Annotated in this window: 19 protein-coding genes and 1 pseudogene; 7 read left to right on the forward strand and 13 right to left on the reverse strand. The window is 73.8% G+C overall.

Annotated elements, in window-relative coordinates:
* Positions 1-10: 10 nt before the first annotated feature.
* The 8 genes and pseudogenes from nadE to ACFVZH_RS01300 form a co-directional block, all read right to left on the reverse strand.
* Positions 11-841, reverse strand: a complete 831-nt coding sequence (nadE, locus tag ACFVZH_RS01265; protein WP_384891269.1) for an ammonia-dependent NAD(+) synthetase — start codon at positions 839-841, stop codon at positions 11-13.
* Between the two features lie 178 nt (positions 842-1019).
* The gene (locus ACFVZH_RS01270; RefSeq protein WP_384891272.1) at positions 1020-2168 is read right to left on the reverse strand and encodes a sulfite oxidase; all 1149 of its coding nucleotides are present in this window, start codon (positions 2166-2168) and stop codon (positions 1020-1022) included.
* 54 nt (positions 2169-2222) lie between these two features.
* Positions 2223-4343: an ATP-binding protein gene (locus ACFVZH_RS01275; protein ID WP_384891274.1), complete on the reverse strand. Its 2121-nt coding sequence runs from the start codon at positions 4341-4343 to the stop codon at positions 2223-2225.
* A gap of 33 nt (positions 4344-4376) precedes the next feature.
* The gene (locus ACFVZH_RS01280; protein WP_384891276.1) at positions 4377-5966 is read right to left on the reverse strand and encodes a molybdopterin-dependent oxidoreductase; all 1590 of its coding nucleotides are present in this window, start codon (positions 5964-5966) and stop codon (positions 4377-4379) included.
* A gap of 96 nt (positions 5967-6062) precedes the next feature.
* On the reverse strand, positions 6063-6965 hold the full coding sequence (locus tag ACFVZH_RS01285) for an amino acid ABC transporter permease (RefSeq protein ID WP_384891279.1): 903 nt from the start codon (positions 6963-6965) through the stop codon (positions 6063-6065).
* Entirely contained in the window at positions 6962-7627 is a 666-nt protein-coding gene (locus tag ACFVZH_RS01290) for an amino acid ABC transporter permease (protein WP_384891281.1), read from the reverse strand. The genes ACFVZH_RS01285 and ACFVZH_RS01290 overlap by 4 nt, the downstream gene beginning before the upstream one ends.
* Before the next feature lie 10 nt (positions 7628-7637).
* A complete protein-coding gene (locus tag ACFVZH_RS01295) occupies positions 7638-8486 on the reverse strand; it encodes a glutamate ABC transporter substrate-binding protein (RefSeq protein WP_384891284.1) in 849 nt (282 codons plus the stop codon).
* A gap of 43 nt (positions 8487-8529) precedes the next feature.
* Positions 8530-9287 (reverse strand): annotated as a pseudogene (locus ACFVZH_RS01300) (amino acid ABC transporter ATP-binding protein).
* A 203-nt stretch (positions 9288-9490) separates the two neighbouring features.
* Between ACFVZH_RS01300 and ACFVZH_RS01305 the strand changes: the two are divergent.
* The gene (locus ACFVZH_RS01305) at positions 9491-9949 is read left to right on the forward strand and encodes a cyclic nucleotide-binding domain-containing protein (RefSeq protein WP_384891287.1); all 459 of its coding nucleotides are present in this window, start codon (positions 9491-9493) and stop codon (positions 9947-9949) included.
* Positions 9950-10003: 54 nt separating this feature from the next.
* Here the strand turns inward: ACFVZH_RS01305 and ACFVZH_RS01310 are convergent, their stop codons facing one another.
* The gene (locus tag ACFVZH_RS01310; RefSeq protein WP_384891290.1) at positions 10004-10669 is read right to left on the reverse strand and encodes a Tat pathway signal sequence domain protein; all 666 of its coding nucleotides are present in this window, start codon (positions 10667-10669) and stop codon (positions 10004-10006) included.
* 404 nt (positions 10670-11073) lie between these two features.
* On the opposite strand from ACFVZH_RS01310, the gene ACFVZH_RS01315 reads away from it, so the two are divergent.
* The 6 genes from ACFVZH_RS01315 to ACFVZH_RS01340 all read left to right on the forward strand — a co-directional run bounded on the left by ACFVZH_RS01315 (position 11074) and on the right by ACFVZH_RS01340 (position 16183).
* A complete protein-coding gene (locus tag ACFVZH_RS01315; RefSeq protein ID WP_384891293.1) occupies positions 11074-11748 on the forward strand; it encodes a TetR/AcrR family transcriptional regulator in 675 nt (224 codons plus the stop codon).
* A gap of 196 nt (positions 11749-11944) precedes the next feature.
* Positions 11945-12604 carry a DUF6230 family protein gene (locus ACFVZH_RS01320; protein WP_384891296.1) on the forward strand — a complete coding sequence of 220 codons (660 nt, stop codon included), beginning with the start codon at positions 11945-11947 and terminating at the stop codon, positions 12602-12604.
* A gap of 2 nt (positions 12605-12606) precedes the next feature.
* Positions 12607-13059, forward strand: coding sequence for a DUF6114 domain-containing protein (locus tag ACFVZH_RS01325; RefSeq protein ID WP_384891298.1), 453 nt, complete (start codon positions 12607-12609; stop codon positions 13057-13059).
* Between the two features lie 319 nt (positions 13060-13378).
* Positions 13379-14716: a carboxyl transferase domain-containing protein gene (locus ACFVZH_RS01330; protein WP_384891301.1), complete on the forward strand. Its 1338-nt coding sequence runs from the start codon at positions 13379-13381 to the stop codon at positions 14714-14716.
* A gap of 156 nt (positions 14717-14872) precedes the next feature.
* Complete coding sequence (locus ACFVZH_RS01335; protein WP_384891304.1) at positions 14873-15463, forward strand: isochorismatase family protein; 591 nt, start codon at positions 14873-14875, stop codon at positions 15461-15463.
* Positions 15464-15652: 189 nt separating this feature from the next.
* The gene (locus ACFVZH_RS01340; protein WP_384891307.1) at positions 15653-16183 is read left to right on the forward strand and encodes an SgcJ/EcaC family oxidoreductase; all 531 of its coding nucleotides are present in this window, start codon (positions 15653-15655) and stop codon (positions 16181-16183) included.
* Here ACFVZH_RS01340 and ACFVZH_RS01345 read toward each other — a convergent pair.
* From ACFVZH_RS01345 to ACFVZH_RS01360, 4 genes are all read right to left on the reverse strand, one after another.
* Positions 16146-17579, reverse strand: coding sequence for a sensor histidine kinase (locus tag ACFVZH_RS01345; RefSeq protein ID WP_384891310.1), 1434 nt, complete (start codon positions 17577-17579; stop codon positions 16146-16148). The genes ACFVZH_RS01340 and ACFVZH_RS01345 overlap by 38 nt on opposite strands.
* Entirely contained in the window at positions 17576-18343 is a 768-nt protein-coding gene (locus tag ACFVZH_RS01350) for a response regulator transcription factor (protein WP_384891312.1), read from the reverse strand. The genes ACFVZH_RS01345 and ACFVZH_RS01350 overlap by 4 nt, the downstream gene beginning before the upstream one ends.
* A 90-nt stretch (positions 18344-18433) precedes the next feature.
* Entirely contained in the window at positions 18434-18919 is a 486-nt protein-coding gene (locus ACFVZH_RS01355; RefSeq protein ID WP_384891315.1) for an SAM-dependent methyltransferase, read from the reverse strand.
* Between the two features lie 111 nt (positions 18920-19030).
* Complete coding sequence (locus ACFVZH_RS01360) at positions 19031-19501, reverse strand: hypothetical protein (protein ID WP_384891318.1); 471 nt, start codon at positions 19499-19501, stop codon at positions 19031-19033.
* Positions 19502-19525: the final 24 nt, after the last annotated feature.

Here is a 19525-nt window from a genome sequence, read left to right on the forward strand (position 1 = left end):
CGGCGGGCCGTTAGGGGGCGATCGGCAGCTGACGCTTGTGCTCGGTGAGCTCGTAGCGGCGGGCGATCGAGGCGAAGGCGGCCTCGGCGACCGGCTTGCCCTCCAGGAAGTCGTCGATGTCGTCGTAAGTGACGCCGAGCGCGTCTTCGTCGGGCTTGCCCGGGTCGAGGGTCTCCAGGTCGGCCGTGGGGGTCTTCCAGACCAGCTCGCCCGGGGCGCCGAGCTCCGCGGCGACGGCGCGGACCCGCCGCTTGGTCAGGCCGGTGAGCGGGACGACGTCGGCGGCGCCGTCGCCGAACTTGGTGAAGAAGCCGGAGACGGCCTCGGCGGCGTGGTCGGTGCCGACGACGAGCCCGTCGTGGGCGCCGGCGACCGCGTACTGGGCGATCATCCGCTGGCGGGCCTTGATGTTGCCCTGCACGAAGTCCTGGTGGTGGGCGTCGCGGAAGGTCACGCCGCCGGCGAGGCACGCCTCCAGGGCCGCGTCGCTGGCCGCCTTGACGTCCACGGTGAGGACCTGGTCGGCGCGGATGAAGCCGAGGGCGGTCTGCGCGTCCTTCTCGTCGGCCTGGACGCCGTACGGCAGGCGCATCGCGTAGAAGGTGGCGTCGTGGCCGGCGGCCCGGGCCCGCTCCACGGCGAGCTGGCAGAGCCGGCCGGCCGTCGTGGAGTCGACGCCGCCGCTGATGCCGAGCACGAGGGAGCGCAGACCGGTGGAGGTGAGCCGCTCGGTGAGGAAGGCCACCCGGCGCTCGGCCTCGGCCCGGGGGTCGAAGAACTCGGCCACCTGGAGGTCCCGGGCGATCTGCTGCTGGAGGGCGGTGGACGCCGGGTCGGTCACGGAGGTCTCCTCGTCAGGGTCGGATCTGCGGAAGTCGACTTTACGCACCCGGGCCGCGGCCCGTCGCCCTGCCCCGTACCTGCTGACCTGCCGGACTCCCGGTCGCGGGCGCCCGGGGAAGCGCCGTGGGGCGGTGGCGACTGCGGCACCGGCTACGACGGGCACGGCGGCGGGATGGCTACGCCGAGTCCGGGGGCGTGGTCGCTTCGGGGGCGCAGAGGACCTCGATCCGCTGGACGAGGTTGTTGGCGAAGCCGCCGCGGTTCCAGGGTTCGGTCAGGGGCTGGACGTTGCCCTCCGCGTCGGTGGCGCGCACGGTCAGATGGCGCAGTCCCGGTGTCGCCGTCCAGGTGGCGTGCCAGGCGGTCCAGGCCCAGGGGTGGGCGGGGTCGGGGGCCAGCTCGGCCGCGGTCCAGGCCGCCCCGCCGTCCTCGCTGATCTCGACGCGGGCGACCGGGCCGTGGCCCGACCAGGCGCGGCCGGTGAGCGGGACGGGTCCGGGGCGGACGACGCGCGTCCGGGACATGAAGTCGGGGAATCCGGGCGGCACCATCAGGGCCCGGGGCGCGATGAGGGTGACCGGCTCCCCCGGGTCCTCGGCCGCCTGCCGTACGCGGTAGGCCACGCTCTGCTGGAAGCCGGTGTACGGGGTGTCGGTGAGCGTGATGTCGTGCAGCCACTTCACCTGGGCCATGCCGTACCAGCCGGGGACGACGAGCCGGAGCGGGCTGCCGTGCTGCGGGGGCAGGGGCGCGCCGTTCATCGCGTACACGACGAGGACGTCCCGGGCGGGGTCGGCGGCGGTCGTCAGGGGCAGGCTCCGCCGGTAGTCCTGTTCGACGCCCCGCTCCACTCCGTGGTCGGCGCCCGTGAACACCGCCTCGACGGCGTCCTCGGCGATCCCGGCCTCCGCGAGGAGGGCCGCGAGGGGGACGCCGGTCCAGTCGGCGGTCCCGACGGCCTCGACCAGCCAGGGCTGGCTGACCGGTCGGGGGTTCAGCCGGGCCCGGCCGTTCCCCGCGCACTCCAGGGTCACCCGGCGGGTGACGGCGGGCCGGGCGCGGAGCGCGTCCAGGTCCAGGGTCAGCGGCCGCAGGACCCGGCCGCCGACGGTGAGCCGCCAGCCGTCCGCCTCGGTGGCGGGGATGTCGTAGTGCACGAGGACGTAGTGGAGGCCGGGCGGGGTGACGTCGTACCGCAGCGCCTCCAGCGGGAGTCCGTGGTTGCGGGCGGCGAGGGCCAGCTCCTGCGCGCTGATGCCCTCGCCGGGGCCGGCCACGCGTCCTGGTGTGCTGATGTCGCTCAGACCACTCAGGGATCCGTCCATGCCCTCATGGTGCGCCGCGCCCGGGGGCCCGGCACCTCGGCGCGGGCGGGGCCGTCATCCCTGCCGGGGGCCGCGCAGCGCCCGGTCCAGGCCGTCCTGCGGGAGGCCGGTGAGGGCGCGTCCGAAGATCTCCTCGTAGACGGGGTCGCCGATCGACGCGCGGACGGTGTCCGTGTACTTCTCGTGCAGGGCCCGCAGCCCCGGCAGGCCGCGCCGGGGCTGGCCGGTGGAGCGCCAGTACGCCTCGCCGGTGCCGGAGACGTCGGCGGCGCGTTCGCCGTCGCCGGCCGCCGCGAGGGCGGTGGCGAGGACGTCGAGTCCGAGGGCGACGCCGAGGATCGCGCCGAGGCTCCGGGTCCCTTCGAGCATGGCGCGGGCGTGCCCGGAGGCGGCGGCCGGGTCGCCCTCCAGGAGGCCGGTGAGGGCCAGCTGGTACTCCAGGGCGGTGCGGGTCCAGTGCTCGTCCAGTTCCTGGCACCGGGCGCGCAGGTCGAGCGCCCGCTCGCGGGCCTCGCCGAGCCGGCCGAGGCCGGTGAGGGCGAACACCCGCACGAGGTGGCAGCGGAGCCGGGCGGCGGAGTCGGCGGGGCCGCCCCGCGCGGCGTCGAGGACGTGGCCCACGACGACGTGCGCGGCCATGGGGCGGCCGGTGGTCAGGGCGAGGAGCCCGGCGAGGGCGGCGGCGTCGAGGGTGAGCTCACCGGGCCGGTCCCGGCCGCCGCCGGGGTCCCGCGCCCCGTCGTACTCCGGGTCCGCGGGCCCGGAGTACTCCGCGTGCCGCGCTTCGCGGGCGCACCGTTCGCTGACGTCCTGGGCGGGGCCGAACTCCCCCTGGAGGACGAGGGTGACGCCGAGGGCCCACAGGGCGCGGGCCCGGACGCGGCCGCGGGCGTCGCTGAGCAGCAGGGCCTGTTCGAGGCCGTCGCGGGCCTCGCGGAGGCGGCCGCGGCAGGACCAGGCGAAGGCGACGGAGCCGACGAGGTCGAGGGCTCCGTCGGGGTCGGTGCGCAGCAGCCGGTCGAGGGCCGTGCGCAGGTCGGTGTGGTGCGCGTCGACGGTCCGGTACCAGCGCAGCTGGCGGGCGCCGTGCCACTCGCTCTCCGCCCGGCGGGCCAGGCCGCGGAAGTGGGCGGCGTGCCGGTCGGCGACCCTTCCCGTCTCGCCGGTGCGGTCGAGCCAGGTCGCGCCGTACTCGCGGATCGTGTCGAGCATCCGGTGCCGGCCGGCGGCGTCGGCGGGCCGGACGACGGAGGCCCGGACGAGGCCGGCGAGGGCCTCCGGCAGGGTCGCGCGGTTCAGCGGCCCGCCGACGCACACGCCGGTCGCCGACGCGAGGTCGAAGGGGCCGCGGAAGACGGAGAGCCGGGCCCACAGGAGGCGTTCCAGGGGCGCGCTCAGTTCGTGGCTCCAGCCGATGGCGGAGCGCAGGGTCTGGTGGCGGCTGGGCCAGACCCGCTCCGTGTGGGCGAGCAGGTCGAAGCGGGTTCCCGGCGGGGCGTCGAAGCGGCTGCCGAGCTGGTCCCGGACGGCGTCGGCGCCCTGGAGGCGGATCTGCGCGGCGGCCAGTTCCAGCGCGAGCGGGATGCCTTCGAGGCGTACGCAGATCTCGCCGGCCGGTCCCGCGGCGGGGAAGTCCTCGCCCGCGGCCCGGCGGAGCAGTTCCAGGGCGTCCTGCCCGGCCGGCGGCAGCGGGTCGAGGGCGATGACGTGCTCTCCCTCGACGCCGAGGGGGCGGCGGCTGGTGGCGAGGACGGTGAGCCCGGGGGCGGCGGCGAGCAGTTCGGTGACGAGCCGCGCGCAGGGTTCGGCCAGGTGCTCGCAGGAGTCGAGGGCGAGCAGCAGCCGGTCGTCCGCCAGGCGTCGGCAGAGCCCGGTGCTGGCCATGCCCGGCGTGTGGTCGGAGAGGTCGACGGAGTCGGCGACGAGGGCGATCAGGAGGCGGTCGCCGTCGAGCGGGGTCAGATCGGTCCACCACGCGCCGTCGGGGTACCGGTCGGCGGCGCGGTGCGCCGCGCGCAGCGCGAGCCGGGTCTTCCCGACTCCCCCGACGCCGGTCACGGTGACGAGGCGATGTTCCGCCAACGCGGCGGATATTCGCTCCAGTTCCGTGCGGCGCCCCACGAAACCGGGGTTCTCGTCCGGCAGATGTCCACGCACGGGAGCAGTGTCCCTCATGAATCCGCCGAACGGGGATGCGGCGTCGGTTCGTTATCCACCTTCGACCGTCACGACGACCGAGGGCCACCCCTGCGCCCCGTCGGGCATGGTGTCGGTGCGCTCCTCGGGCTGGGTGGTGCCGGTGCCGTCGGTGGCGCGGACGGTGAGGGTGTAGCGGCCGGGGGTGGCGGTCCAGGGGTACACCCACTGGCGCCAGGTGTCGGCGCTGTCCTCGGCGGCGAGCCGGGCGTCCTGCCAGGGGCCGTCGTCGACGCGTACCTCGACGCGGCGGATGCCCCGGTGCTGGGCCCAGGCGACACCGGCGACCATGACGGTGCCGGCGGCGGGGCGGGCGAGGGGCCGGGGGGTGTCGATGCGGGACTGGGTCTTGATCGGGGCCTGGGCGGCCCAGCCGCGCGGGACCCAGTAGGCGTCGTAGGCGTCGAAGGTGGTGAGTTCGATGGACTCGATCCACTTGCAGGCGGAGACGTAGCCGTAGAGGCCGGGGACGACCATGCGGACGGGGAAGCCGTGGGCGAAGGGGAGGGGTTCGCCGTTCATGCCGAAGGCGAGGAGGGCGTCGCGGCCGTCCATGACCGCTTCGACGGGGGTGCCGATGGTCATGCCGTCGACGGAGCGGGCGACCAGCTGGTCGGCGGGGCCGCCCTCGGAGGGCGGGCGGACGCCGGCCTCGCGGAGCAGGTCGGCGAGGGGGACGCCGAGCCAGCGGGCGTTGCCGACGTAGGGGCCGCCGACCTCGTTGGAGACGCAGGCCAGGGTGATGTCCCGCTCCACGGTCCGGCGGGCCGTCAGCTCCCGCAGGCTGTAGGTGCGTTCCGCGCGGACGCCGCTGCCGTGGATGCGCAGCCGCCAGCGGTCGGCGTCGACCTTGGGGACGACGAGCGCGGTGTCGACGCGGTAGAAGTCGCGGTTGGGGGTGACGAAGGGGCTGATGCCCGGGACGCGGAGCTGGGCTCCGGCGGGCACGGCCGGTGCGGGCGACGCCGGCCGGGGCAGGCGCAGGGCCGCGCGGGAGGCGGCCGCGCGTTCCGCGCCCGGGGCGCCGGCGGCCCGGCCGAGCGCGGCGGCGCCGGTCGCGGCGAGTCCGGCGGAGGCGGCGACGATCAGGAAGCCGCGCCGGTCGGCCCGGTCGGTGCCGGGCCTCGGGGTGAGCAGGCGGCCGGTCAGCGCGTACAGCAGGACCGCGCCGGCGAGCCCGCCGACGAGCGAGGGGACGGCGTCGACGGCGGAGTCGGAGTCGGGGCGGGTGACGGCGGCGAGGGCCCCGAGGAGGCCGAAGGCGCCGACGGCCACCGAGCCGAGCCGCCGGTGGCTCAGGGCGAGCAGCCCGATCCCGAGGGCGAGGAGCCCCAGGAGGAGCAGGATGCCGAGCTGGAGGACGGCTTTGTCGTTCTCGCCGAAGGCCCGGATCGCCCACTCCTTGAGGCCGGCCGGTGTCCGGTCGACGACCGCTCCGCCGACGGCCGGGACGGGTCCCGCCTCGGGGCGTACCCAGGTGGCGACGAGCTCCGCGACCGCCAGGGAGACGTACGCGGAGATCAGGCCGCCGAGCGCGGCGAGGAGTCGGTCGGTGCGGGTGGGGGCGTACTCCGGAGCCCGCTCGGTCCTGGTGGCGTTCATGGAGGGTACTTCGGCACGTCGGGCCGCCCGGATGGGTGCCTTCACCCGGGCGGCGGAGCACGGGGCGCGGGTCGGGCCTGATCGGCGGGGGCGCCCTCAGGGGGCGTCCCGGTGCTCGCCGGGTGTCGCCAGTTCCTCGACCGCCCCGGCCGCGACGACCGCTCCGGTGGACTTCCGGCCGCGGCGCAGGCGCCCTTCCAGCCAGGAGGCGAAGGTGGTGAGCGCGAAGTTGAGGGCGACGAAGATGACGGCGACGACGGTGAAGCAGGCGATGGTGTTGGCGCCGTAGTTGGCGCTCATCGGGCGCACGGAGGCGAGGAGTTCGGAGAAGCCGAGCATGGCGCCGCCGAGGGCGGTGTCCTTGACGATGACCACGAGCTGGCTGACGAGGGCGGGGAGCATGGCGGTGACGGACTGCGGGAGGAGGACGTACGCCATGGTCTGGCCCTTGCGCATGCCGATGGCCTTGGCGGCGTCGGTCTGGCCGGCGGGGAGGGCGAGGATGCCGGCGCGGACGACCTCGGCGAGCACGGAGGCGTTGTAGAGGACGAGGCCGGTGACGACCGCGTACAGGGGGCGGACGTCCGGGCTGATGTCGGTGAACTCGGAGTACGCCGCGTTGGCGAAGAGCATGAGGATCAGGACGGGGATGGCCCGGAAGAACTCGACGACGGTGCCGGCCGCGCCGCGGACGGAGCGGTGGTCGGAGAGGCGGGAGATTCCGAGGAGGGCGCCCATGGGCAGTGCGATCACCATGGCGAGCGCGGCGGCGATCACGGTGTTCTTCAGGGCGGGCAGGAGGTAGGTCTCCCAGACGCGGGCGTCGGTGAAGAACGGCGCCCACTTGGACCACGCGAGCTGGTTCTTGTCGGCGAGGCTCGCCACCACCCACCAGACGACGGCGGCGAGCGCGACCAGGAACAGCAGGGTCCACAGGAGGTTGCGCCGCCGGGCGCGCGGCCCGGGGACGTCGTAGAGCACGGTGGGCCGGGTCTTCACCGCTTCACCGCCACCTTCTTGGCCACCCAGCCGAGGAAGAGGCCGGTGGGCAGGGTCAGGCAGAGGAAGCCGGCGGCGAAGATCGCGGAGATGAGGATGAGCTGGGCTTCGTTCTCGATCATCTCGCGCATCAGCAGGGCGGCCTCGGCGACGCCGATGGCGGCGGCCACGGTGGTGTTCTTGGTGAGGGCGATGAGCACGTTGGCGAGGGGGCCGACGACGGAGCGGAACGCCTGCGGGAGCACGATGATCCGCATCACCTGCGGGAAGCCGAGTCCGATGGCGCGGGCCGCCTCGACCTGGCCGAGGGGGACGGTGTTGATCCCGGAGCGGAGCGCCTCGCAGACGAAGGCGCTGGTGTAGGCGGTGAGGCCGAGGACGGCGAGCCGGAAGTTGATGACGGTGAACCGGTCGGCGCCGAGGCTGACGCCCAGGGTCTGGAAGAGGCCGAGCGAGGTGAAGACGATGATGACGGTGAGCGGGATGTTGCGGACGATGTTGATGTAGACGGTGCCGAAGCCCCGCATGAGGGGGACGGGGCTGACGCGCATGGCGGCCAGCAGCGTCCCCCAGACGAGGGAGCCGATCGCGGAGTAGACGGTCAGCTGGACCGTCGTCCAGAAGGCTCCCAGCAGGTCGTAGCCTTCGAGGAAGTCGAACACGGCGGCCTGCTCACTTGACGATCACGCCGATCTTCGGGGCCGGTTCGTTCTGGTAGCCGGCGGGCCCGAAGTTCTTCTTGACCGCCGCCTCCCAGGAGCCGTCGGCGACCATCTTCTCCAGGGCCGTGTTGATCTGGCCCTTGAGGTCGCTGCCCTTCTGGACGCCGATGCCGTAGTTCTCGTTGCTCATCTTGAAGCCGCCGAGCTTGAACTTGCCCTTGAACTCGGGCTGCGCGGCGTAGCCGGCGAGGATCGAGTCGTCGGTCGTGACGGCGTCGATGACACCGTTCTCCAGGCCGGTCAGGCACTCGGAGTAGCCGCCGTACTCCTGGAGCTGGGCGTCGGGGGCGATCTTGTCCTTGACGTTCTGCGCGGAGGTCGAGCCGGTGACCGAGCAGAGCTTCTTGTTGTTGAGGTCGGAGGGCTGCTTGATCGAGTCGTCGTCGGCCCGGATCAGGACGTCCTGGTGGGCGAGGAGGTAGGGGCCGGCGAAGTCGACCTTCTCGGCCCGCTTGTCGTTGATCGAGTACGAGGCCGCGATGAAGTCCACGTCCCCGCGCTGGAGCAGGGTCTCGCGGTCGGCGCTCTTGGCCTCCTTCCACACGATGTCGGAGGGGTCGTGGCCGAGCTGCTTGGCGATGTACGTCGCCACGTCGACGTCGAAGCCGGTGTAGGTGCCGTCGGGGGTCTTCAGGCCGATGCCGGGCTGGTCGTACTTGATGCCGACGGTGATCTTGTCGCCGCTGTCGTCGCGTGGCACGTTCCCTGCGGCGCCGTGCGCGAATCCGGCGGAGGTGAAGGAGAGGACGACGGCCGCGGCGACGGCGACGGTGGCCCTGCTGGTCCTGAGCGCGTTCATGTGGATCACCCCTGGGGCTGCTGGTCGGGCGGCTTCCGCGGGCTCAGTGGTGGAGGATCTTGGACAGGAAGTCCTTGGCGCGGTCGCTGCGCGGGTTGCTGAAGAACTCGTCCGGGGTCGTCTCCTCGACGATCTTCCCGTCGGCCATGAAGACGACCCGGTTGGCGGCGGAGCGGGCGAAACCCATCTCGTGGGTGACGACCACCATCGTCATGCCGTCCCGGGCCAGCTGCTGCATGACCTCCAGGACCTCGTTGATCATCTCGGGGTCGAGCGCCGAGGTCGGCTCGTCGAAGAGCATCACCTTCGGATCCATGGCGAGGGCGCGGGCGATCGCCACGCGCTGCTGCTGGCCCCCGGAGAGCTGCGCCGGGTACTTCTCCGCCTGGGTGGCGACCCCGACCCGGTCGAGCAGCTCGCGGGCCCGCCGTTCGGCGGTCTTCCGGTCCTTCTTGCGGACCTTGGTCTGGCCCAGGGTGACGTTGTCGAGCACGGTCTTGTGGGCGAAGAGGTTGAACGACACTGGAACACCATGCCGACATCGGCCCGCAGGGCCGCGAGCTCCCTCCCCTCGGCGGGCAGCGGTCGCCCGTCGATGACGATCTCGCCCGCGTCGATGGTCTCCAGCCGGTTGATCGCCCGGCAGAGCGTCGACTTCCCCGAGCCGGAGGGCCCGATGACGACGACGACCTCGCCGCGGTGGATCGTGAGGTCGATGGCCTGGAGGACGTGCAGGGAGCCGAAGTGTTTGTCGACTCCGCGCAGCACGACGAGCGCGTCACCACCGTCCGGGACGGGCATGGCACCCTCCTGGGTCACGCCCCCCGAGCTGCCGCTCCTTCTCAGGTCTCATGCTCCGCCCTCGGCCGGGCCCGCGCACGCCGGAGGGGGTGCACACAGCGTGAGCCGCGGTACGCGAGCGTGAGCCCCCGGACGGTGGGCGGTCACCCACGCCCTGGCGGACACTGGGGGGGTGGGAGCCGAGTGCGCGAGGAGGGTCCGCCATGAGCAGTGCCGCACCCAAGGTCAGCACGTTGCCGCCGGAGCACCGGGAGCGCTTGATGGCCTTCGCCGAGGACGTGTACTTCGATTCCGGCCACCGCCTCTTCGAGGAGCAACAGCACGCGGACCGGTTCTGGATCGTGAAGACGGGCGCCGTGACCCTCGACGCGAAGGTCCCGGGCCGCGGATCACCCGTGATCGAGACCCTGCGCCACGGCGAGCTGGTCGGCCTCTCCTGGCTCTTTCCCCCCTATCTCTGCCAGTCGGGCGCCGAGGCGATGACGCCGGTCAGGGCGTACGAGTTCGACGCTCCGGCCGTGCGGTCGATGTGCCGCTCGGACAGGGAGTTCGGCGCCTCGGTCACTTTCTGGGTGGGTTCGATCCTGGCCCACCGCCTCCATGTGACACGGGTCCGTCTCCTGGACCTCTACGCCCCGCACGGGAGCGGCATCCTGGCCTGAGCCGTGCCCCCTTCCTCGTACGGGGAAGGGGGCACGGGGCCGGGTGCGCCGGGGTCAGTTCACGAAGACGGCGGGGCTGCCGGCCTGGCTGGTGTCCAGGACGGGGCCGTACTTCGCGGAGAAGTAGCCGCTGCCCGGACAGGTGCCCGGACCGCTGGTCTTGCTGAACAGCTGGTCGGTGAAGGTGAGCGAGTTGTCGGTGTTGGAGGGCGTGGCGGTGAGGCTGGTGGCCCGGTAGACGCAGGTCGTCAGGCCGAGGATGGTGTTGATCTTCAGGGTGGTCTGGATCGGTCCCGCGGTGCCCGCGGTGACGGTCAGCGCCCCGCCGGAGGCGACGGCGGCGACGAACGGCAGGTTGTTGACCGTGATGCTCTGGACGCCGGTCGCCCCGATGATGTTGGTGGTGCAGCTGCTGAGCGTGTGCGCCGTGACGGACTCGGTCGCGGTGCCGGGTGCGGCGGGGTTGCCGGTGACCGAGGCGGTGAACGCCGAGGTGTTGCAGGTGATGCCGGTGCTGCCGCCGGCGGTGGTGGCGATCCGGGCCTTGGTCCCGGCGGAGAGCGAGGCGGAGAGGACGTCGCCGACGGCGACGGCGGTGCCGCCCGCGCCGCCGGTGGTGAGGACGTTGCCCGCGGTGGCCGAGGCGCCGGCCTGGGCGGTCGCGGCGAGCGTGGCGGTGACGGCGAGTCCGAGGGACACGAGGAGAGCGCGCTTGCGCATGAGGGTGCTTCCTTCCGTACGGAGGTGGGGGTGCGGAACTCGGCTGTGCTCGGCGGTGCGCGTGGGTACGCGGGGTTGTCCGGGCGGCACGGTCCGGTGTGTGGGGTGGTACCGGGCGCGCCGGGGATTGCCCGGGAACGGGTCGCGGCGGCCGCCGGGGCATCCGGCGCCACGGATGTCCGGCGGTGGTGTCGCGAAAGGTGCGGGAGCGTGATACTCGGTGCGGTGCACGGTGGTGACGCGTCCCGTCCCACGGGGAGCGGCTCCACCGGCAGCACCCGAGAGAACTCGGTTGCATTCGAGGAACAGTGGGCCGGGAACGCTCGGCACACCGAGAGGAAAACCCATGAGGGTTGTAATCCTGTCGAGTATGTGACGTCAACAACCCCGGGAGGATGTGGCCGATGACGAGTGCTCGCGGAACCGAGGAGGAACTCGTCCTGCCGGGTGCCCGCTCCGGGCGCGAACCGGAGCGCTCGCTGCGCCCCGGACCGCGTCGGCTGACGCCCGAACAGGTCGCCTCCCGGCAGCGGGAGCGGCTGCTCGACGGGGTGGCCAGGACGGTCGCGGCGAACGGCTACGCGGGCGCGCGCATCAGCGACATCTGCCGGGCCGCCGGAGTGACCCGCCCCGTCTTCTACGAGCTGTTCTCCGGCAAGGAGGACGCCGTCCTCGCCGCCTACCGGGGCGGCACGCAGCAGGTGGTGCGGGCCATGCAGCAGGCGTACGACGAGGCGGGCGGGGCGGCGGACTGGCCGGCCGCGGTGCGCGCCGGACTACGGGTGCTGCTGACCCTGCTCACCCAGACCCCGGCGTTCGCCACGATGGTGGTCGAGATCGAGTCCCTGGGGCCCGCGGGGCGGCAGGCCCGCGCCGAACTTCTGGCCAGTTTTCGCCGGTTCTTCACCGACGCCCCGCCGGGGCCGGCGTGGGTGGCGCGCGGCGAGCTGGTGGACATCGTGGTGGGTGCCGTGCACGCCGCGCTCCACCGGGCCGTCGACGAGGGGCGGTTCACCGATCTTCCCCTTCTGCTCGACACCCTGGTGCATGTCGTGGTGGCTCCCTTCACCTCCGAATGATCGATCGACGAGCGCCCAACAGGCCGTTCATGCACGGGAGTTGACCCCGAGTAACAGCAAGCCTTACGGTCCGAACGGTTCCCTGCGGCACGTCTGCCTCCGCACCACGCGAGGAAGACCCAGGCGGGTTGGGGAACTGTCCGCGCCAGGACGTCGCCGCGCAGGTCTGTTTCCTCACTCATGTCAGGAGCACCGCATGGCCCTGTCCGAAGGCACCCCCGACCAGCACACGGACCCCGCCGCGACCGAGGACGGTCCCGGCAGACGCGGCCGGGTCCGCTACCGCCGCGCGGCCCTCATGGGCGGCCCCGCCCTGGCCCTCGCCGCCGGCCTCGTCGTCCTCACCGCCCAGGGCGCGCTCGCCGCCCAGTTCGCCATCTCCGGCATGCCGTTCACGGTCACCGCCGACTCCATGGAGGGCACCGGCTTCGGGCAGTTCGGAGCCCTGGACAACATGGCCGAGGGCAGCCCCAACGCCGGTGACACCGGCGGACAGGTGCTGGTCATCGTCACCGCGATCCGCGAGGCGAAGCTCACCAACCTCTGCCAGAGCGTCGAGCTCGGCGGCACCTACCTGCACATCACGGCGGGCGGCAAGGGCACCCCCGTCAAGGCGTCGGGGCTCACCACCGACTCCACCGACATCACCGGCAAGCTCGCCGACTTCGACGAGATCGAGATCGGCGGCGACGCCAGCACCTTCGAGAAGCCGCCGGTCAAGGGTCCCCTCGGGTCCTTCGGCCAGCAGGCCGACACCGTCACCATCAAGGACCTCCGGCAGACCAACTACGCCACCACCGCCGTCCGGTTCACCCTGCCCGACCTGCACATGAGCTTCAGCTCGAAGGGCTGCTGAGGGTGGCGCCCGGCCGTCCCCGGCACCCCTGGCGGGCCTTCCGGCGCTGGCGGTACCGCCGCCCCTTCGGCGCCGGTCTCACGCTCGCCCTGGGCGGGGCGGAGATCCTGCTGACCCAGCGCGCGAGCATCACCGTGATCCTCACGGCGGGCGCCGACAGCCTCGTCGGCTACGTCCTGCCCGTCCTCATGGCGATCTGCGGACTGCTCGTCGTCCTCAACCCCCGCCAGCGGCTGTTCTACTCGGTCGTCGGAGTCCTGGCGTCCCTCGGGAGCTGGGTCACCTCCAACCTGGGCGGGTTCCTCGTGGGGATGATGCTGGGCCTCGTCGGCAGCTCGCTCGCCTTCGGCTGGCTCCCGGACCGTCCCCCGCGCGAGCGCCGGCTCTTCCGGCGCCGGAGGCGGGCGACGCCGGGGACCACCGCCGAGGCACCGGCACCGGCCGGGACGGCCTGAGCGACCCGCCTCCGGTCCGGGTGGACCGGAGGCGGACCGGGCGGGCTCGACACGGTCCCGGCCCGAGCAGGCCGGGAGGGCCGGGCGGTCCGGGCTGGACCCGGTCCGGACGGGCCGGGTGGGCACGACGCGGTCCGGGGCCCGGGAGCGGCCCGAGCAGGCCGGGAGGGCCGGCCGGTCCGCAGTCGAACGCGTCGAGCCGGGGCGATCCTGGTGGCGTCGGACCGGGCGGTACGGTGGGAACGCACGACCGGGCCGTGCCTCCGCGCGGCCCCGACCCCACCCGTACGCACACTCCGGCGACGAGCGGCGAGGCCCCATGAGCGACCCGAGGACGGCACGCGAGGCGATCGCCCTCGTGGCGGACGACTTCACCGAACTCCCTTACGCGGAGGAGCCCCTGGCCGGTGACGGGCCGATCGACTGGCCCGGCTACGCCGCCGCCCACGCCCGCGCCGCCGAACGCACCGGCGAGAGCGAGTCGGTGGTCTGCGGCACGGGCACGGTGTGCGGGGTGCGGGTGGTCCTGATCTCCTTCGAGTTCCGGTTCCTCGGCGGCTCCCTCGGCGAACGGACGGGGGCGCGCGCCGCCGCCGCCCACGAACTGGCCCGCGCGCGCCGGCTGCCCGTGGTCGTGCTGCCGGCCACCGGCGGCAGCCGGATGCACGAGGGCATGCGCGCCCTGCTCCAACTCCAGTACCTGGCAAGGGAGTCGGCACTGACCCGGGCCGCCGGGCTGCCGCAGATCGCGGTCCTGCGGGACCCGACGACGGGCGGCGGCTGGGCGACGCTGGGCGCCGGGTCCGATGTCGTCCTCGCGCTGCCCGGGGCCCAGGTGGGCTTCGCCGGTTCCCGGGTACGCCCGCCGGACGCCGACCCGGCCGCGTACACCGCCGAGGCCCAGCTCGCCCACGGCCATGTCGACGCGATCGTGCCGCCCGCAGAGCTCCGGGCCGTCCTCGGACGCTGGCTCGGTCTGCTCACCCGGCCCGCCGAGGGCCCGGTCGAGCCGCCGCACGCGCTCGGCGTGCCCGGCGCCGCGCCCGCCGCGAGCGGCCGGGAGGCGGTGGCGGACGCCCGGCATCCCGACCGGCCGCGGGCCCCCGCGTACCTCGACGCCCACTTCACGCTCCGCGAGGAGATCTCCGGCGATCGCTGCGGCGGTGTCGACCCCGGGATGCGCTGCGGCTTCGGGCGCCTTCCCGACGGCCGCACCGTCGCCTATGCCGCGCAGTGCGGCACCGCGACCCGTCCGGCCGGATTCCGTACGGCCGCGCGACTGGTCCGCCTCGCCGACCGTCTGGGCATCCCGGTCCTCACCCTCGTCGACACCCCGGGCGCGGCCAACGACCCGGCGGCCGAGCACGCCGGCGCGGGCCCCGCGATCGCCGACCTGTTCGCCGCCGTCGCGTCGGCGCGCACGCCCCTCACCTCCCTGCTCATCGGCGAGGGAGGCTCGGGCGGGGCACTCGCCCTCGCCGCGCCGGACAACCTCTGGGCCACCCCGGACAGCTACTTCTCGGTGATCGCCCCCGAGCTGGCGGCGTCCATCCTGAAGCGGGCGCCCGAGGAGGCCGACACCACGGCGGACCAGCTCCGCCTGCGCCCCCAGGACCTGCTGGACCTCGGCGTCGTCCGCGGCATCGTGCGGCCCTGACACCCCGGGGGACAGGCCGGTCGCGGACGCGCCGCCGCCCGCTGCCCGCTGCCATGATCCCGATCGGGTGAACGGCGGGCGCGTGCCGCGTCCGCCGGAGTGCGCGGCCGGGACGATGGGGGTGAGACCTCCACCCCCAGAGGAAAGGCCGCTTCCGTGCGCCGTGCCCTGATCGTCGTCGATGTACAGAAGGACTTCTGCGAGGGCGGCGACGTCCCCGTGAAAGGCGGCGCCGACCGCGCCGTCGCCATCGCCGGCCTGATCCGCAGCTCCGACGGGCAGTACGCGCACGTCGTCGCCACCCGCGACCACCACATCGACCCGGGCGGCCACTTCTCCGACGACCCCGACTTCGACACCTCCTTCCCGGTGCACTGCGTCGCCGGCACCGAAGGCGCCGACTTCCACCCGGACTTCGAGCCCGTCGTCACCTCCGGCGACGTGCACGAGGTCTTCTTCAAGGGCGCGCACTCCGCGTCGAAGAGCGGGTTCGAGGGGGCAACCGAGAGCGGGACGCCGCTGGGCGACTGGCTGCGCGAGCGCGACGTCGCCGGTGTCGACGTCGTCGGCATCGCGACCGACCACTGTGTGAAGGCGACCGCCCTCGACGGGGTCCGGGCGGGCTTCGACGTCCGTGTCCTCCTCGACTACACGGCCGGTGTCGCCGCCGACACCACCGGCCTCGCACTCGACGAACTGCGCGCGGCGGGCGTCGAACTCACGGGCCGGCCGGTGGTCCTCGCCTGATCCGGCGCCGGGCAGGCACCCGGGCGGCGGACCCGACACGGTCGGGGCCGGCCGCCCGGACCGGTCTTGTACGAGCCTTGTCCCGGCCCTGGCCGTCCGCTGTACGTGGGCTGGAACATGGGCCACGAGAGTGGGATCACCCGAACGCACCCGCGTCCGGGGGACGTTCACTCTCCGCAGGAGCTCCATATGAACCGTAGGCCCCGTATCCGTGCCGTCGTCGCCGCCGGGGTCGCCGTGACCGCGCTCGGCACCCTCGCCGCCGGGATGGGCGTGGCCCAGGCCGACGGGAAGGACCGCGCGAGGGAGCGCGACGTCCGGCAGGGCAAGGTCACCGAGCGGGAGATCGCCGGCCTCTTCGACCGCTGGAACGCGGCGCTGCGGACCGGCGACCCGGAGAAGGTCGCCGACCTGTACGCCGAGGACGCCGTCCTGCTGCCGACCGCGTCCCCGCGCATCCGGACGAACCACGCCGAGATAGCCGACTACTTCGAGCACTTCCTGCAGAAGAAGCCGCGCGGCGAGAAGGTCCGCTCGGTGATCCACGTCCTGGACGGCAACTCCGCTCTCGACGCCGGTGTCTACCGCTTCCACCTCACCGACCCGAAGACCGGTGTCACCAAGGCCGTCGACGCCCGCTACACGTACGAGTACGAGAAGCGGGACGGCACCTGGCTGATCGTCAACCACCACTCCTCGGTGCTCCCGGCCGAGGGCTGATCCACCGGGGCCCGTCGGCGACGGTCCGCAGCCCGATCCGCACGCACAGTCCGCCGCCGGGCGCGTCCCGCAGCGCCACCCGGCCGCCGTCGTCCGTCACCAGCTGCTTGACGATGGCGAGGCCCAGGCCCGATCCCGTACGGCCGGTCAGTCCCTGGCCGCGCCAGAACCGGTCGAAGGCGCGGGCCTGCTCGGCGGCGGACATGCCGGGGCCCTGGTCGAGGATCTCCAGGACCGTCTCCTCCGGGCCGCCCGCCTCGACGCGCACGGTGATCGTCCCCCGGTCCGGGGAGACCTCCAGGGCGTTGGAGAGCACGTTGTCGAGGACCTGGTCGAGGTTGCCCGGCCCGGCGAGCACCCGCGGCGGGCCGTCGGAGTCCCCGGTGAGGACGAGGGTCACCCCGCGTTCGTCGGCGGCCGGGCGCCACACGTTCAGCCGCTCCTCGACCAGTTCGCGCAGGGCCAGCGGCTCGGGCGCGGACACCTTCGCCTCGGCCCTGGCGAGCACCAGCAGGCCGTTGACCAGGCGGCTCATCCGGACGACCTCGGCGGTCGCCTGGTCGACGTCCTCGCGGACGAACTCGTCCTCCACGCCGTCCGCGATGTTGTCGAGGGAGAGCCGGAGCGCGGTCAGCGGGGTGCGCAGCTGGTGCGAGGCGTCGGCCACGAAGATGCGCTGCGAGGCGACGAGCGTGTCGAGCCGTTCGGCGCCCTGGTTCAGGGTGCGGGCCAGGGTGCGCGTCTCCTGCGGGCCGGTGACGGGCGACCTGGCCGTGAGGTCCCCGTCGCCGAACCTGCTCGCCATCTCGTTGAGCTGGCGCAGCGGTTTGGTCAGCAGCCTGGCGACGATCGCGCCGAGTCCGGCCGCGACGGCGAGCACGCCGACCGCGAGGATCGCCCGGAACCCCCAGATCCGCCACAGCCGGTCGGTCAGGTCGGCGGTCTCGTACCGGACGCGCACCGCGCCGACGATCCGCTCCTCCACACCGGCGCCGCGCGCGTACACCGGCACGGTCACCGCCAGTTCCGGTCCCCAGACGCGCCGCGAGCCCCAGTCGACGGTGGTCCGCCCGTGCGTCAGGGCGGCGTCGAACGCCGGGTCGTCCGGGTCCGCGGACACGGGCAGGGGCGGCATCGCGCTCCTGCCGTCGGCCGCCACCACCTCCACCGTGCCCGGCGTCTCGTCGGCGTACGCCCCCGCCATCCGGGCCAGTGCCTGCCGGGCCGGCGCGTCGCCGTCGCCGAGGAGCAGCGCCATCGTGGTGGCCTCGCGGCGCACGGACTCCTCGGTGTCGCCGCGGAGCTGGGCGGTGAGCGTGAAGGCGACCGGCACGGTGAAGGCGGCGAGCGCCACCGCGACCAGGGCCACGTAGCTGACGATCAGCCGCTTGATCACGTGCGGCCGGCCTCGCGCGTCCCGTCACGGGCCGGCCCGTCACCGGCCGACTCGGCACGGACCGACTCGCCACCGGCCGACTCGGCACCGGCCGGCGCGTCGGGCGCCACGACCAGACGGAACCCCACGCCCCGGACCGCCTCGACGACGACCGCGCCAGCGAGCTTGCGGCGCAGCGCGGCCACGTGCACGTCGAGGGTCTTGGTCGGCCCGAACCAGTTGGCGTCCCAGACGGCTTCCATGATCTGCTCGCGGGACATCAGCGCGCCGGGTTCCTCGGTGAGGAAGGCGAGCAGGTCGTACTCCTTGGGCGTGAGCGCGACCTCGGCGCCGTCCAGGTGAACCCGCGCCGCCTTGCGGTCCACGGTCAGCCGGGCGCCGTACCGCTGCGGTCCCGCGGGCTGTTCCGCGGGCCGGACCCGACGCATCACGGCCCGGATCCGGGCGATGACCTCGCGCACACCGAAGGGCTTGGAGACGTAGTCGTCGGCGCCGATCTCCAGGCCGACCACCCGGTCGGTCTCGTCGCTGCGCGCGCTGATCACGATGATGGGCACGTCCCCGCGCCGCCGCAGCGCCCGGCAGACGTCGAGCCCGTCGGTGTCGGGCAGTCCGAGATCGAGCAGCACGAGGTCGTACGGGGTGGTGACGGCGAGCCCCGCCGCCCCCGTGGTGACCCACTCCACCTCGAACCCGTAGCGCAGCAGGCCGCGTCGCAGGGACTCCGCGACCGGCTCGTCGTCTTCCACCAGCAGTACACGCACGGGGAAACCCTAGTTCGAGTTCCGTCTACCCGTTCACCACCGGGCCCTGGCCCCGTGGCCCACCGCCGTTCCCGGTCCGGGCGCGCCGGCTCAGTAGTAGCGGCGCATGATCTCGTCGGCCCACGCGGGCTGCTCGGTCGGGCCCTGGGGGCCGAACTCGGCCATGTACGGCTTGATGTCGAGCACCGGGGTGCCGTCGACCGCGTCGAGTCCCCGCACGTGGAGGTCGAGACCGTCCGTGCGGAGCAGGCGGCAGCGCGAGACGCCGATGCGGTTGGGCCGGTTCTTGCCGCGCTGGGCGAAGATCCCGACGAGCGGCCACTCCGTGTTGCCGCGCGGGTGACGGGCGCCGGTCTGGACGGCATCGGGCCGCACGCGGTCGAAGTGGTAGACGACCTCCAGGTGCGAGAAGGCGTCGAGGCCGGCCAGCGCCTCGGGGCCGTAGACCTCCGCGTCGAGCCGGACGACCGACTCGACGTCGCCCCACTCGTCGTCCCGCACCTCGTCGCGCCCGCCCACGACATGGCCGACCGGGTAGGAGACGACCGTCTCCGGGGTGTGCTTGTCCTGCTCCATGGGGGTTCCTCGCTCCTTCTCCCGCGGGACGCTCCGGGCCCGCGCCCGGCACGGGCGGCTGCCGTGCCCCGGCACGGTACCCCTCGCGGCTGCACAGCGGCCGAGAGTCCGTCAGATGCCGGGCCCGTAACCGGGATCCGGCCCCTGCGGCGGATGCCAGCAGGCCGCGAGCCCCCAGAGCCCCAGCCCGACGACCGCCACGCAGACGAGCGCCGCCGCCCACGGCCGGAGCCGGCGGCCGGCCACCACCCAGGTCAGCGGCGGGACGACCAGCCCGGCGAAGAGGACCAGCGGCAGTTCGACGAGGATCACCCCCCAGTCCCGGGCGTGCGCCTCGAAGCCGCCGTCGATGGTGTACGCGGCCCGGGTCAGCGCGAACGTCCCCACGACCGCGACCCCGGCGATCGCGAGCAGGCAGCCGACGGCGCTCTCCGCCCGGCCGTCGTCGCGCTCCTCGTCCCCCTGCCCCTCGTCCCTGTGCTCCCTGACTCCCCGCTCCTCGTTCCTCTGCCCCTCGTCCCCGTACTCCTCGTCCCTGTGACCGTCCCCGCCCCGGGACCCGTGTGAAGGGTTCTCGCTCATGCCGGAGACGGACGCCGGACGGCC

The organism is Streptomyces sp. NPDC059534 (assembly GCF_042743475.1).
In the GTDB taxonomy this organism is placed as follows: Bacteria; Actinomycetota; Actinomycetes; order Streptomycetales; family Streptomycetaceae; genus Streptomyces.